This is a genomic window from Serratia sp. 14-2641 (assembly GCF_001692375.1).
Classification (GTDB): Bacteria; Pseudomonadota; Gammaproteobacteria; order Enterobacterales; family Enterobacteriaceae; genus Chania; species Chania fonticola_C.
On the sequence record NZ_LXKR01000026.1, the window covers coordinates 41,998 to 54,507 of the forward strand.

Here is a 12,510-nt window from a genome sequence, read left to right on the forward strand (position 1 = left end):
CGGCTTTGTCGCCAAATTTGACTTCATCCTCATCCCTGGAAGGTCAGTTTAGCGGTTGCGGCGAGGGGCTCAGTGGGATGTGACAATAAACACTAACGGGAGAAATAACATGCACACACAAAACGTCAACGTCAACGGCGCGACGGAAGCTAGCAGGATATGTGAAAAGACAACCCCACGTTTTGACGGTTATATCAAGAATGTGGACTCAGTAAACGAGCATGATGTGATCCTGGCCGATGCGCTTTTGACTCGCCTGGAAGCTGAAGCACACATCGGCAGCGGGCTGCATGATGAGCTGTATGAAAACAACCTCCATTTCTCCGCCTGGGAATACATGGACCGCTTGCCTCTTTTGGACCGGATCACCTTCTTTGGTGCCGCACAGCGCCGGGGGATACTACTGACGCGCGAGAACATGGGCATGAACGATATGGCGGCCTACTGCTTCGACGATGGCTCAATGGATGACTGTGACCCGTTAGAATGCCCATTCTAGTTCTCGCTGGGGAGCCTGCCTTGGGCAGGTTCCCTAGAGTTCCTTCTGGCCAAACAGCTGCCTGCCAACTCGCCGGGTCAACTACGGGCGGCCAAAAGCAGGGGAGAGGACAGCGCCTGCGGCGCTGTTCTTCTCTCTGCCGCTCCTGGGGGTATTCGTTATCTTCCTCTTTGGTCTTCTTCCTGGTTACCTCTCTTTCCTGATTATCTTCTTCCTACATCGATGGTATTGCAGCTGGCTGGCGAGAAACTAAATCAACGGCTGTTTGGATACCTTCGGCTCCCAGGCTTTGCCTGGTCGTCACCCCTACTCAGCTAACCCGGCAAAAAAATGCCGGGCAAGCTTCGCCGAACCCCGCGAGCGGGTTTCGGGCCTAAGGCTAGGGTCTGATATCTAACGGCCAGGTCAAGGGCTGCAGCTGGCCAGGTGGCCAGCGCGTTTCACTGCCCTGCAAAAGGCTGCAGGGCGCTAAGGTCGCCACGGCGTTTCGCCGTGTCGGGTGTGTGCATATTGCTACTACCGTGTCAGTCACACCCACTGAGTCCCTCGCCCCGCTAAAAACTACCTTCCAGGCGTCTGAAGTCAAATCTGTCGCCGGCACCCGTTCGCACTCCCTGCGGTCGCTTGCGCTGCGGCTTTGTCGCCAAATTTGACTTCATCCTCATCCCTGGAAGGTCAGTTTAGCGGTTGCGGCGAGGGGCTCAGTGGGATGTGACAATAAACACTAACGGGAGAAATAACATGCACACACAAAACGTCAACGTCAACAGCGCGACGGAAGCTAGCAGGATATGTGAAAGGACAACACCTCGATTTGATGGTTTTGTCTGCAACATTCACTCACGTCACCCGTTTGATGTTATCCGCGCTGACGTGGTGATCCAACGGCTGGAAAAAGATGCCAATAAAGGGTGTGGCAGCTATTACGAAATTTACGAATCACGCCTACTGGCTATGGCGATGAACTGGATGGAAAGATTAACGCTAACAGATCGCCCGGTGTTTATGGGCGCGGCAACGAAGCGGGGGATCATGCTGACACTGGCCGAAGAACAACGCGCACAGGCCTCAAGTGATGAACTGATGGCCGAGCTGGCTGCCGATTACTGATTTTTTTAACCCGGTGGCGGCGTATTGCTGCCACCCCTCACTAGAAGGAAAAAAACCATGCACTTAAATCTGACTGAATCATCTGCTGCTCTGGGTATGAATGCCAGCACGGAAACCGATCGCGCCTATTGGCAGAGCCGTGAAAAAGCAGCGGTGAAAAAGCCGGTTGAAATTGACGTTCATCGGTTCCATGACGCGTTAGGCGCGATATACCCGATTAATTGGTCATGCAGCGAAGATGGTGAGTGTGAAACGTTTATGTCAGCTGAGATGTATTGCGGCAACGTTACCGAAATTTACACCCGGATCGGAGTTCGTTACTTCGAGATGCGGGATTACAGCAACCTGAGCCACGCGAAGATCCTGGCCAGCGTTAAGGAGGCGTTTGGTTTAAGCCAGAAATGAAAAAAGCAGGGTTTCCCCTGCCTTCTCTAGCTGGTTTACCCCTGAGAAAGTTAGACCAGCTTCCAATAATCAACATGGAGATAAAGCCATGAATATTGAAGTCTCAATCATTGCACCATCTGCGCTGTATGTAAAGCAATTGGAGATCCAAAACGAGCATCCGAAAAAACAGGTTCGCATTCTACGCCGTGACATTTCCGCCAGTGATCTCAATCCGGAAATGCGCGACTTGGGTTTCCATATCGCCCAGTGCCGCCACAAAGGCCAGTCCGTCCGTGTTCCTGCTATGCGTGGGAGTGATTGGGGGCACGTTCTACGTGTTCTTGAGCTGACACGGGCGATCGCCTGATTTAACGCGCCGCCCCTAGTGGGCGGCTTTTTTTGGCTATTCATCACCCGTTTGGAATGGTGCCCACGTCGGCGCCGCAAAAACCATAATAAGCAGCTGCTGCGGCTGCGCCGCAGCGGTGGCTTCTTTTGCTGCATTTTCTCAGCGTATGGCGGGCGGGCTGGATCTGAATTGACCACAAGGTATTGATACTAAATTTCTTCCTCTTCATCTCACTACTTTCCTTAGTAATACCACGTCGTTGGATCAACAGATTTCTGGCCCAAAATCACGTCTACGGCAGTCTGGATACCTTCGGCTCCCAGGCTTTGCCTGGTCGTCACCCCTACTCAGCTAACCCGGCAAAAACATGCCGGGCAAGCTTCGCCGAACCCCGCAAGCGGGTTTCGGGCCTACGGCTAGGGTCTGATATCTAACGGCCAGGTCAAGGGCTGCAGCTGGCCGGGGGCCAGCGCGTTCACTGCCCTACGATAGGGCAGTAGGGCGCTAAGGTCGCCACGGCGTTTCGCCGTGTCGGGTGTGTGCATATTGCTACTACCGTGTCAGTCACACCCACTGAGTCCCTCGCCCCGCTAAAAACTACCTTCCAGGCGTCTGAAGTCAAATCTGTCGCCGGCACCCGTTCGCACTCCCTGCGGTCGCTTGCGCTGCGGCTTTGTCGCCAAATTTGACTTCATCCTCATCCCTGGAAGGTCAGTTTAGCGGTTGCGGCGAGGGGCTCAGTGGGATGTGACAATAAACACTAACGGGAGAAATAACATGCACACACAAAACGTCAACGTCAACAGCGCGACGGAAGCTAGCAGGATATGTGAAAGGACAGTCCCAAGCGTATCTAACGGAGAAAATAATTTTACGGTAATGTAATCAGTTGCCTGTTCCTGAGAAAGCAGGCGAAAAATCAAAAAGGAGATAAAGCCATGGGTATTGTGAAAACTAATATGGGAAGTAAAAAGATCGTGGTTGGGCAAATTGTCAGTACAAATTTGTATGGTCGTGGGCGCGGAGTAATATACCTGATCCAGGGTGAACAAACCCCAGAAACAGTAAGTCATCGTTTTGGCGGTGTAATGGTTTTAGGTGGAAACGCAACCTTTGATATTGCGTTTGAATCCGGAGGGATGACGCACCAATTACCCGAATGCATTTTGCATGGTGTACAATGGACGATTCATGACGAGGTTTTGGGTCAAAACGAAATTGATAGAATTTTAATCAATGCCCGCGCTGAAGTAGAAAGAAAAGACACAGAAAAAAAACAGGCTCAAAAAGAATTTCAAGATGAAATTGAACGTTTGAAAAATGCGCCTGAGTATAGTGACCTTTCACAAGAACAAAAAGGCGTTTCTCAAGTTACTGCTAATATTCGCAAGGAATTGAAGAAAGCATACCCAGGCGTAAAATTTGGTGTTCGCAAAAGACATACATGTAGTGTAGAGATTAGTTGGACAGATGGCCCAAAAGAGGATGAGATTAAAATTATTGCCGGTAAATATAAAGATGGACACTTTAACAGCATGGCAGATATCTATGAATATTGTGATACTCCGTTTAATAAAGTTTATGGAGGTGTTAAATACCTTTTCATAAAGAGGGAGTTTAGCGACGTTCTGACAGAGAAGGCTATACAGGAATTTAATGCCAAGTTCGGCGACCGCTTCGAAAATGTCAACTTAGACCGCTATAAATCTGGTGAGCTTTGGCGTGTAGGTTTTGGTGATTTTTGGCATAGGCATGGTGTTGAAGATGAAATTAACAAAATGAGAGCTGAATTGACCGCCTAGTAAATTCATCCCAGGAATGAGGCAGGTTTCTTCTCATTCCTGGGTACGTGTGTTTTTTTGAACAAAGTTTCAGTGTTGAATCTCTGAGTCGCTTTAAAGTTATACCCCCGTTAAGGGAGTATAACTTTAATCCCCGCCCACCTGGATGAAAAGAAGAATCTTTTCATCCAGTCGCTGCCCCAAAGGGGCTCCCTGGTTTGCATGATGACAATGAAATTCTATTGTCATCGCCTGAGTATGTGCAGTTGACATGATGGCTTACCCACATATACACAATCACAATTTTTCAACTGCCCGTTGAAAAATCGCTCCCACTCATTTACTTCTGTAGTGGAAGTAAGTTCGCAGGCTTTGGTTCATGCGCATATGTGGATAAGGGGGGCAACGTGAATAAAAAGTGCAGATAATCAGAAGTGAATTTTACTGAGCAACATTATGCTTGCTCTGCTTGATCACGCGATAAGTTTTCTCAATCTTGGATGCATACTTATAACGCCTTTGCGCCTGAATATCGGACTCTTTGAATCCTGCATTGTAGGCACCGACAGCTGCCCAGGATACGCCCCATTTTTTGAATGATGTTGCCAGTATGTATGCACCAGTATAAATGTTCATACATGCGTCCTGGCTCAAATGATTTTGACTTATGCCAAAAGAAGCGAGTTTATTAGAATGCTGTGTGTTTATTTGCATAAGACCGATATCTAAACTGCCATCCGAGTTTTGGCCAACAGCAACCGGGTTAAACTTTGATTCGTTCCAGGCTATGGCTCTTAGAAGATCAGGGTCAATACGGTAATCGCGTCCTGCCATATCAAAGCAATCAGCTAGGGTAGGGAATGAGAGCAGAAAAAATATCGAAGAAAAAGCTATCCGTTTCATAAACTGCCCCTGCCCCTAAAAGTTGTAATAATCTAGTCCTAACAAAAAACCAAGTCAACTATATAACGCCTCTCGATGCAATTTTTCCACACCCCACGCAAAAATTACTTTTTGCTGATTAGGTTGTTAAAACAGTAGGTTATGAAATAATAATTCCGTTCAGTTCCAATGTGGAAGTATAAATGTATTGCCGACGAATCTAAGCGACTCGTCTATGACTCTGTGAAAAATCGTAGGCGAATCGATTTTTATAAATCAAACTGTTAGTGCGAATTGACCCTAGAGTCGACCCCTGCTACGATTCGCTACGTGACTTTCTGTATATCTAGATTCGACTTGCGATTCGATTTTTTGGCGATTCGTCATATTTTTGATATTTCAGGGTCAAATAAAATCCCAATAATATAAGGAAAAGTGCTGTGGCTAAGATCCAGGTGTACGCCAGTGATGACGTAGCAGACAAGATAATGGCAATCGTCGAAAAACGCCGCCAAGAAGGTGCTAAAGACAAAGATGTCAGTTTTTCGAGTGTCACCACGATGCTCATTGAACTGGGACTTAGGGTGTATGAAGCCCAGATGAAAAATAAAGAGACAGGATTCAATCAGGCTCTCTTTAATAAGACGTTGCTAGAGAATGTGCTGAAATCGCAGATGGCGACAAGTAAGCTTTTAGGCATGGTGTCTCTCAGTCCGCATTTAGAAGGGAACGAGAAGTTCATATTTAAAGATATGGTCACAACAATCCGTGAAGATGTAGACCAAATTGTATCGAATTTCTTCCCTAAAGATGAGGATGGTGAAGATGATGTTTGATTGATGTAATAAATTTAATGATCAATTTATTGATGATGAATTTCATCCGGAAAGTTAAAGAAAGAGTTTCAGGAAAAATTTCTGAATTTTTAAAGTGAGATTAAGGTGTGGTTATGAAAAATTATGTTGTTTCAGGCTCGATGAGAATCACCTAATGTGGGTTGAGAACCGCCCTTGATTGCAGGTCGGGCGGTTTTCGATGTCAGTTCGTTACAGTTAAAAACTATTAAAAACTAGGTAAAATAACTCAAGGGTCGAATTCGTGTTAAATCAGCCGAGGGCGCAGATTCTTCATTATTTATATTTATCCTTGTTGAATTAATTAAAAAATAAAGTTGATAATAAAAGTGATGATATAATGAATGGTTTTGCTGGTTTCTCTATTAATTTCACGTCATAGTTTAAAATCATATCGCCGAGATTTTTTTCATAATGGTTTAACTGCCCTGTTAAAATTATTATGTTGCTATAGGGGGTCGTTTTTTCTCTTATCTTTTTGACTACGCTTTCAGATGTTTCGCCAAAATCAAGCAACCAATCAAGGATATATGCTTCATACTGATTATTGTTTAGAGCCTCAATAATTTCGTTTTTATTTTGATAAGTATCAGCTTCTATCCCATATCGGGCTGTAACTAGCTTAAGAAGTTCAAGAATATCACGGTCGTTGTCTAATAATGCGACTTTTGGAGCGGGCAAGAAGTCTATTGAATTGACCTTGTATATTTCTACGTCAAGGGGGGACTCGTTTTTTGTGCTGATTACAAAAAGACCGTCTTTTTTCACCGCATAGGTCTCATTTTCCTCGGTATTAATAACTGGGCTATCATTAACCTCTATAACGCATCGTTTGTGGATGTTGTTCATAATAAAAACACAATTATGTACCCTTTGCCCTTCAAAAGGCTCATTGAAATATTTGAATATATTTCTTACCTCCTCGAGTGTTATGCCCCTCTTGCCATCCAGCTTTTGTTTGGCGCTGTTGTATTGCAGCCCCAGTATTGTTGCCATTGTCGACGCATGCTTTCTGTACCCGACACCTTTTTGGGTTAGCAGGTTACTGATTTCTTCTATGTAATTTATATTTTTTTTCATGCGCTTAAGATTTTTCCCGTTTCGTTTTTGAGCACTTCCTGAGCATAGATGCTCATACAAGCACTAGCAGCAGGCATTACCGTATACCTGCATCATAGGTGAAATGGGAGCCAATATGTGCTTTATGAGTATGATTTATATGAAAATTCTCAAAACAGACTCACTTTAATCAAAAAAAACACTCAAAAGATCTTCACATGTTTGTAAGTTTATGTTTAATTACCACTCATACCTTTAGTTTCAGTTTGGAATTACAACTATGACTGATGAACAATGGAAAGCAGTACAGCTTGTGATGAGATTGAGTCCCAACGTTAATCGTCTGCTTACCGAGTCGGCTCTACGAACAGGACGCAGTAAAACACAAGAGGCTTTACTCCGTTTAACTGACCATCTCACTAACTTCGAAGATATTGCGTCTGAAGGTAAAAGATTCTTAAGGGACGATAAGTAATATATTTTTGTGGCAAAGAAGCATGGCCTTTTGCAGTACCAGGGAATCTATTTAATTTAACTTGAAATAATTAAAAATAAGAGTTTGCTCAATATGTAGCAATAAAATTGTTACTTTTCTGTTAAGGGGCCTTTGGGATAAACGTCCGGAGGTGCTTCTGAGTTATGGTCATCTGGTTTCAAAAACAGAATGGAGGGGGTTGTGAGGAGATATAGCAGCGCTCCTGCTCTTGGGAAAACGGTAAGAGTGAAACTTGATACGGCAACGGAAGATTTATTAAGCGCTGCCGTTCTACGTAGCGGGAGAAGCCGGGGGTTTGAGGTGTTCTTCCGTGTGCGAGATCACCTGAACCGTTTTCCGATGTTCAGCGTCATGGAAAGCCCGGATTTTTCACGGAAGCACTACGCCACCGTCAGGTTTGATGATGAAACGAACCTTAAACTCATCAATGCGAAAAATCGCAGTGGCTGGTGTAAATCCTATGAGGTACGGGAACGGCTTCACGATCATCTGAAGAAGTTTCCCGATTTTTACAATGCAGAAATGGTGGAGGTGATACCCAATAATTTCAACTGAGGTAATGAAGTTTGTAATTTTAACCGCTTTTTAAATCTAACTGTTATGTTGAAGGAATAATGAAATGACAGAAATCTCTGTGATGAATTCAGCACCGGCATCGGCTGCTAAAAAGAAATTCAGTAAAGTTGGCCTTCTCAAAGCGCTGAAGTTCGGTCTGCCAATTGCGGCGGTGTCGGCTTTCTTCCCAGAAACGGTGATGGCAGCCGGAGCCGGTAAAGACCTGATGGCAAGTGGCGACGGTACCGTTAAGAGCACCTTTGGGTCCGGATCAAGCGTGGTGAAATGGGTCATCCTGGCCGAGGTGCTGGTCGGGGCGGTGATGTATATGACCACCAAGAACCTCAAGTTCCTTGCCGGCTTCGCCATCTTGTCGGTGTTTGTCGCCATCGGTATGTCTGTCGCCGGGTATTAATTCCGCGTTAGTGGATTATGTTGAAGGAATAATGAAATGACAGAAACCTCTGTGATGAATGCAGCACTGGCACCCGCTGCTAAAAAGAAATTCAGTAAAGTTGGTCTTCTCAAAGCGCTGAAATTCGGCCTGCCGATTGCGGTGGCTGCGTCTGCTTTCCCAGAAACGGTGATGGCAGCCGCAGCCGGTAAAGACCTGATGGTAAGCGGTAATGCCACCGTTAAGAGCACCTTTGGAACAGGATCAAGTGTGGTGAAATGGATCGTCCTGGCTGAGGTACTGGTCGGGGCGGTGATGTATATGACCACCAAGAACCTCAAGTTCCTTGCCGGCTTCGCCATTCTGTCGGTGTTTGTCGCCATCGGTATGTCTGTCGCCGGGTATTAATTCCGCGTTAGTGGAAGTAGAAAGCGTCCCTGCTTATTAATTTTATTTATTTTCGAATGCGTATATACGCGTTCACGGGATTGCTTTGCCTGAATTCTGGTGGGTAGATATTTCGCGGCTGCCCACCAGTTATCTGGAGGCCTATTTAAATGGCAGACGAGTCTCTCAAAAAATACCGATTCCCCGAAACGCTCACCAATCAGGGGCGCTGGTTTGGTCTGCCTGTGGACGAACTCATTCCGGCCATTATTTGCCTGGGATGGGGGATCTGGTCGCAGCATTACCTTTTGGGGATTGTCGCGGGCGTACTGGCGTATCTGGCCATTAAAAAACTGAAAAAAGGGCGTGGCAGCACATGGCTGCGGGACCTGGTGTACTGGTATATGCCGACTTCTCTGTTGAGGGGCATTTTCCACGACGTACCGGACTCCTGCTATCGGCAGTGGATCAAATAGACAGGATTATTCAGATGGATCATGGAGCACGCCTCAGTACACAGCGCGTTATCGCCATCGGGTTTCTCTCGCTGGGGACGCTATTGCTACTGAGCCTCAGCACCAACGTCATTCAGGGGATCAATAACTATCGCCTGCAGAACGAACAAAAGGTGGCGGTTACGCCGATGCTCTACAACGCACCGTTCGCCGTATCACAGAATCAGGCCGATGCGTCGTACCTGCAACAAATGGCCCTCTCGCTCATTGCCTTGCGCGTCAACGTCACGCCGGAAACCGTGGATGCCTCACACGAACAATTGCTGATGTATGTCCGTCCGGCGTCCCAGAACGCGTTAAAAATCAAACTGGCAGAAGATGCCACGCGGATCAAGGACAACAACGTTAACTCGTCCTTCTACATGACCAGCGTGAAGGTGTATCCGGGCAGCAGCCGCGTTGACGTGCGCGGACAGTTGAAGACCTGGATTGGCGATTCCAAACCTTACCCTGAGCTGAAGCAGTATGTCTTGCAGTTCGAACGCCAGGACGGGGTTAGCTGGCTGGTTCACTTCGGAGAAATTAGCGATGAACAAAAATAGCCGTATTACGCTGACCGCGTTGCTGATGCTGGTTACCGGGCATACAGCGGCAGCACCGACGGCGGTGTCCGCTACCGTCGTGCCGCTGGCGAACGGGGGGCAAGCGAGTATCGCTGTCAGTAACACTGACCCCAATCTGTTTACCGTGGCCGGCGACCGCGTGACAGCACTGACCAGCCTCGACGGTGAACTGACCCGGCAGGAGCAGACCGCCAGCGGCGGCGTCATCGTCAGCACCCTCAACAAAAAACCATTCACCTTCATTCTGGAAACGGAACGCGGCCTGAATTTCTCCGTGCAGGCGGTGCCCCGTGCGGGAGTGGGCCGAACGATACGTCTGGTCAGTGAACTCTCTGGTACCGGTGACGCGGCGCGGAGCTGGGAAGAATCTTCCCCGTATGAAGCCATGTTGGTGTCTCTGAGTCAGCATCTGCTCGGCGGGAAACTGCCGTCCGGTTGGCAGAGTATTCCGGTGACGAACGAACGGCTGAGCGCCCCCGTGGGCCTGGTCGCCAGCGCTGAGCGTGTCTGGGTGGGCAACCATTTGAAGGTGGTCAGCTATCGCGTCACCAACAGCACCGCAGGTGCCCGCAACCTGACAGAGAGTGACTTCTGGCAGCACGGCATCCGGGGTGTGTTGTTCGCCGAACCTGCACGCCAGGTGATGGCGGGCGGTGCATTGCAGGTCTTCATCATAAGCGGCGGAGGGGCAGTGGATGGCCAGTATTAATGCAGTCGTAAAACGTAAACAGTTTATCTGGCTGGGGATTGTGGTGGCCACCCTCGGCGTGGTCGGGGGTGGTGGCTGGTATCTGGCGGAAGCCCGCTATGAGGGAAGCGAAGCAGCGCCAGCGACGGACGAACCAGCCCCGGACATGACCGGCGTGGTGGACAGCACCTTTGACCAAAAGGTACAGCAGCATGCGACGACCGAAATGCAGGCGACCGCCGCTGGCATGCAGAAACAGTACGACGCGATGCGTCGTGAGATGGAGTTGCTCAGTAAGGGGCAGGCGGACTACCAGCGCCAGATTGACAAACTCAACGGGGATAACGCGGCGTTGGCAGCGCAGGTGAGTGCGCTGGGGGCGAAACCAGTCACCAGCTCGGGTGAACCGGCACCGCAGCCGCCATCACCGCCACCGGGACCGGAAGGTGAGCCGCAGCCCGTGGGTTTTCCGCCGCAGGGCAGGGGGGCGGTACCCCCGCCGACGGCTTTCTATCCCGGTAATGGCGTGACGCCACCGCCGCAGGTGAGTTATCAGTCCATCCCGGTACCAAATCAGGTGCGACGTAAAACGTTCAGCTATGGCGACGGGAACAAAGGCCCCTCGCTGCCGTATATCCCTTCTGGCAGTTTTGCCAAATCAATGCTGATTGAAGGGGCAGATGCCAATGCGTCCGTCACCGGGAATGAATCCACGGTGCCGATGCAGGTGCGCCTGATTGGGCGGGTTGAGATGCCCAACAGCAAAACCTACGACCTGACCGGCTGCTTTGTCGGCCTGGAAGCCTGGGGCGACGTTTCCAGCGAGCGGGCCATCGTTCGCACACGCAACATCAGTTGCCTGAAACACGACGTCACCATCGACCAGCCGATTGCCGGGCATGTGAGCTTTATGGGCAAAAACGGCATCAAAGGCGAAGTAGTAATGCGCAACGGAAAAATTCTCGGTTGGGCATGGGGCGCTGGCTTCGTTGACGGTATCGGGCAGGGGGCGCAAACCGCCTCTCAACCGGCAGTGGGTCTGGGGGCAACTGCGTCGATAGGGGCCGCGGATGTCCTGAAAATGGGCATTGGTGGAGGGGCATCGAAAGCCGCTCAAACGTTGGGTGACTATTACATCAAACGCGCGGAGCAGTATCACCCGATCATCCCTATCGGAGCGGGTAATGAGGTCACTGTGGTCTTCCAGGACGGCTTCCAACTGAAAACCATTGAAGAGCTGGCGCAAGATGCTTCGCAGCCAAAAACAGAGGGTGAAGGCAGTAGCCCGGTGCCATCTCCATCCATGCCCAACAACATGAACGGCTTTAACACCGACCAGATGCTCCAGCAGTTGGGGAAAGTCAACCCGAACCAGTTTATGCCCGGCACCGGGGCACAGTAATCACGCACAGAGGAACCAAGCATGAACAAGATACCGCTACTCACGTTGACCCTGGGCAGCATTCTGACCTTGTCAGGCTGTGCTGGGACGTCCAGCGACTTTGAATGCAATGCCACCACGTCAGATACCTGTATGACCATCGAACAGGCAAACGAAAAAGCAAAACGGCTGGAAGAGGGCAGCGGCGTAAAGCCGGATGTGGCCGCGTTGCCTCGACTGGCTGAAGGCAACTTCCGCACGGTCTCTGCGCAGCCACTGGCAACACCGACTGTCCCGGTAACGACGATCGCCACGGCGTCCGTGAGCACGCCGCGTCAGAATGCGCCGTTTACCCGCAGTGTGCCAGTGACAACGCCGCCCGCAGCGACCGTCAGTTATCAGCCACGGTCGGTGTCGGTATCGACTCACGACATGATTGTCGACCCTCGACCATTGCGTGTGGGCGAAAAGACGGCAGGGCTGTGGATTGCGCCCTATATCGATACGCAAGACGTCTATCACCAGCCGACCCGGGTGTTTTTTGTTGTTAAACCGTCAGCGTGGGGTCAACCGCGCGTTCAGTGACGTATTCCCCCTGTAAAGGGGGCTT

18 protein-coding genes are annotated in these 12,510 nt (G+C 49.3%); 15 read left to right on the plus strand and 3 right to left on the minus strand.

What is annotated here, in order from left to right:
- The first annotated feature begins 109 nt into the window (after positions 1-109).
- The 4 genes from A6U95_RS10270 (at position 110) to A6U95_RS10285 (ending at position 2,363) form a co-directional block, all read left to right on the plus strand.
- Positions 110-499, plus strand: a complete 390-nt coding sequence (locus tag A6U95_RS10270) for a hypothetical protein (protein ID WP_065684410.1) — start codon at positions 110-112, stop codon at positions 497-499.
- Between the two features lie 741 nt (positions 500-1,240).
- Positions 1,241-1,609, plus strand: coding sequence for a hypothetical protein (locus tag A6U95_RS10275; protein WP_065684411.1), 369 nt, complete (start codon positions 1,241-1,243; stop codon positions 1,607-1,609).
- Positions 1,610-1,666: 57 nt separating this feature from the next.
- Entirely contained in the window at positions 1,667-2,014 is a 348-nt protein-coding gene (locus A6U95_RS10280) for a hypothetical protein (protein ID WP_065684408.1), read from the plus strand.
- Positions 2,015-2,108: 94 nt separating this feature from the next.
- The gene (locus A6U95_RS10285) at positions 2,109-2,363 is read left to right on the plus strand and encodes a hypothetical protein (protein WP_065684456.1); all 255 of its coding nucleotides are present in this window, start codon (positions 2,109-2,111) and stop codon (positions 2,361-2,363) included.
- A gap of 43 nt (positions 2,364-2,406) precedes the next feature.
- Here the strand turns inward: A6U95_RS10285 and A6U95_RS31010 are convergent, their stop codons facing one another.
- On the minus strand, positions 2,407-2,574 hold the full coding sequence (locus A6U95_RS31010; RefSeq protein WP_158006208.1) for a hypothetical protein: 168 nt from the start codon (positions 2,572-2,574) through the stop codon (positions 2,407-2,409).
- Positions 2,575-3,283: 709 nt separating this feature from the next.
- On the opposite strand from A6U95_RS31010, the gene A6U95_RS10290 reads away from it, so the two are divergent.
- Positions 3,284-4,147 (plus strand): LPD29 domain-containing protein, encoded by an 864-nt coding sequence (locus tag A6U95_RS10290; protein ID WP_083196350.1) that lies wholly within the window; start codon positions 3,284-3,286, stop codon positions 4,145-4,147.
- A 420-nt stretch (positions 4,148-4,567) separates the two neighbouring features.
- Here A6U95_RS10290 and A6U95_RS10295 read toward each other — a convergent pair whose 3' ends face one another.
- Complete coding sequence (locus tag A6U95_RS10295; RefSeq protein ID WP_065684412.1) at positions 4,568-5,029, minus strand: transglycosylase SLT domain-containing protein; 462 nt, start codon at positions 5,027-5,029, stop codon at positions 4,568-4,570.
- A gap of 419 nt (positions 5,030-5,448) precedes the next feature.
- Between A6U95_RS10295 and traM the strand changes: the two genes are divergently transcribed.
- On the plus strand, positions 5,449-5,844 hold the full coding sequence (traM, locus tag A6U95_RS10300) for a conjugal transfer relaxosome DNA-binding protein TraM (RefSeq protein ID WP_065684413.1): 396 nt from the start codon (positions 5,449-5,451) through the stop codon (positions 5,842-5,844).
- A 318-nt stretch (positions 5,845-6,162) separates the two neighbouring features.
- On the opposite strand, the gene A6U95_RS10305 is transcribed toward traM, so the two are convergent.
- Positions 6,163-6,942, minus strand: a complete 780-nt coding sequence (locus tag A6U95_RS10305) for a helix-turn-helix domain-containing protein (protein WP_065684414.1) — start codon at positions 6,940-6,942, stop codon at positions 6,163-6,165.
- Positions 6,943-7,237: 295 nt separating this feature from the next.
- Between A6U95_RS10305 and A6U95_RS29700 the strand changes: the two genes are divergently transcribed.
- From A6U95_RS29700 to traV, 9 genes are all read left to right on the plus strand, one after another.
- Positions 7,238-7,396 (plus strand): TraY domain-containing protein, encoded by a 159-nt coding sequence (locus A6U95_RS29700; RefSeq protein ID WP_241810641.1) that lies wholly within the window; start codon positions 7,238-7,240, stop codon positions 7,394-7,396.
- Positions 7,397-7,642: 246 nt separating this feature from the next.
- On the plus strand, positions 7,643-7,972 hold the full coding sequence (locus A6U95_RS10310; RefSeq protein ID WP_241810639.1) for a TraY domain-containing protein: 330 nt from the start codon (positions 7,643-7,645) through the stop codon (positions 7,970-7,972).
- Positions 7,973-8,036: 64 nt separating this feature from the next.
- Positions 8,037-8,387 carry a type IV conjugative transfer system pilin TraA gene (traA, locus tag A6U95_RS10315; protein ID WP_065684416.1) on the plus strand — a complete coding sequence of 117 codons (351 nt, stop codon included), beginning with the start codon at positions 8,037-8,039 and terminating at the stop codon, positions 8,385-8,387.
- A gap of 36 nt (positions 8,388-8,423) precedes the next feature.
- Positions 8,424-8,774 (plus strand): type IV conjugative transfer system pilin TraA, encoded by a 351-nt coding sequence (gene traA, locus A6U95_RS10320; RefSeq protein WP_065684417.1) that lies wholly within the window; start codon positions 8,424-8,426, stop codon positions 8,772-8,774.
- Between the two features lie 149 nt (positions 8,775-8,923).
- Positions 8,924-9,229: a type IV conjugative transfer system protein TraL gene (traL, locus tag A6U95_RS10325; protein WP_065684418.1), complete on the plus strand. Its 306-nt coding sequence runs from the start codon at positions 8,924-8,926 to the stop codon at positions 9,227-9,229.
- A gap of 14 nt (positions 9,230-9,243) precedes the next feature.
- A complete protein-coding gene (gene traE, locus A6U95_RS10330) occupies positions 9,244-9,810 on the plus strand; it encodes a type IV conjugative transfer system protein TraE (protein ID WP_065684419.1) in 567 nt (188 codons plus the stop codon).
- Positions 9,797-10,540 (plus strand): type-F conjugative transfer system secretin TraK, encoded by a 744-nt coding sequence (gene traK, locus A6U95_RS10335; protein WP_065684420.1) that lies wholly within the window; start codon positions 9,797-9,799, stop codon positions 10,538-10,540. The genes traE and traK overlap by 14 nt, the downstream gene beginning before the upstream one ends.
- The gene (gene traB / locus A6U95_RS10340; protein WP_065684421.1) at positions 10,527-11,921 is read left to right on the plus strand and encodes an F-type conjugal transfer pilus assembly protein TraB; all 1,395 of its coding nucleotides are present in this window, start codon (positions 10,527-10,529) and stop codon (positions 11,919-11,921) included. The genes traK and traB overlap by 14 nt, the downstream gene beginning before the upstream one ends.
- 21 nt (positions 11,922-11,942) lie before the next feature.
- Positions 11,943-12,485 carry a type IV conjugative transfer system lipoprotein TraV gene (gene traV / locus A6U95_RS10345; protein ID WP_065684422.1) on the plus strand — a complete coding sequence of 181 codons (543 nt, stop codon included), beginning with the start codon at positions 11,943-11,945 and terminating at the stop codon, positions 12,483-12,485.
- Positions 12,486-12,510: the final 25 nt, after the last annotated feature.

Excerpts from the sequence above, each read along its gene's own strand:
- A6U95_RS10270 (WP_065684410.1), top strand. The coding sequence starts at position 110 with ATGCACACACAAAACGTCAACGTCAACGGCGCGACGGAAGCTAGCAGG.
- A6U95_RS10275 (WP_065684411.1), top strand. The coding sequence starts at position 1,241 with ATGCACACACAAAACGTCAACGTCAACAGCGCGACGGAAGCTAGCAGG.
- A6U95_RS10280 (WP_065684408.1), top strand. The coding sequence starts at position 1,667 with ATGCACTTAAATCTGACTGAATCATCTGCTGCTCTGGGTATGAATGCC.
- A6U95_RS31010 (WP_158006208.1), bottom strand. The coding sequence starts at position 2,574 with ATGAAGAGGAAGAAATTTAGTATCAATACCTTGTGGTCAATTCAGATC.
- A6U95_RS10290 (WP_083196350.1), top strand. The coding sequence starts at position 3,284 with ATGGGTATTGTGAAAACTAATATGGGAAGTAAAAAGATCGTGGTTGGG.
- A6U95_RS10295 (WP_065684412.1), bottom strand. The coding sequence starts at position 5,029 with ATGAAACGGATAGCTTTTTCTTCGATATTTTTTCTGCTCTCATTCCCT.
- A6U95_RS10305 (WP_065684414.1), bottom strand. The coding sequence starts at position 6,942 with ATGAAAAAAAATATAAATTACATAGAAGAAATCAGTAACCTGCTAACC.
- A6U95_RS29700 (WP_241810641.1), top strand. The coding sequence starts at position 7,238 with ATGAGATTGAGTCCCAACGTTAATCGTCTGCTTACCGAGTCGGCTCTA.
- traA (WP_065684416.1), top strand. The coding sequence starts at position 8,037 with ATGACAGAAATCTCTGTGATGAATTCAGCACCGGCATCGGCTGCTAAA.
- traA (WP_065684417.1), top strand. The coding sequence starts at position 8,424 with ATGACAGAAACCTCTGTGATGAATGCAGCACTGGCACCCGCTGCTAAA.
- traL (WP_065684418.1), top strand. The coding sequence starts at position 8,924 with ATGGCAGACGAGTCTCTCAAAAAATACCGATTCCCCGAAACGCTCACC.
- traE (WP_065684419.1), top strand. The coding sequence starts at position 9,244 with ATGGATCATGGAGCACGCCTCAGTACACAGCGCGTTATCGCCATCGGG.
- traK (WP_065684420.1), top strand. The coding sequence starts at position 9,797 with ATGAACAAAAATAGCCGTATTACGCTGACCGCGTTGCTGATGCTGGTT.
- traB (WP_065684421.1), top strand. The coding sequence starts at position 10,527 with ATGGCCAGTATTAATGCAGTCGTAAAACGTAAACAGTTTATCTGGCTG.
- traV (WP_065684422.1), top strand. The coding sequence starts at position 11,943 with ATGAACAAGATACCGCTACTCACGTTGACCCTGGGCAGCATTCTGACC.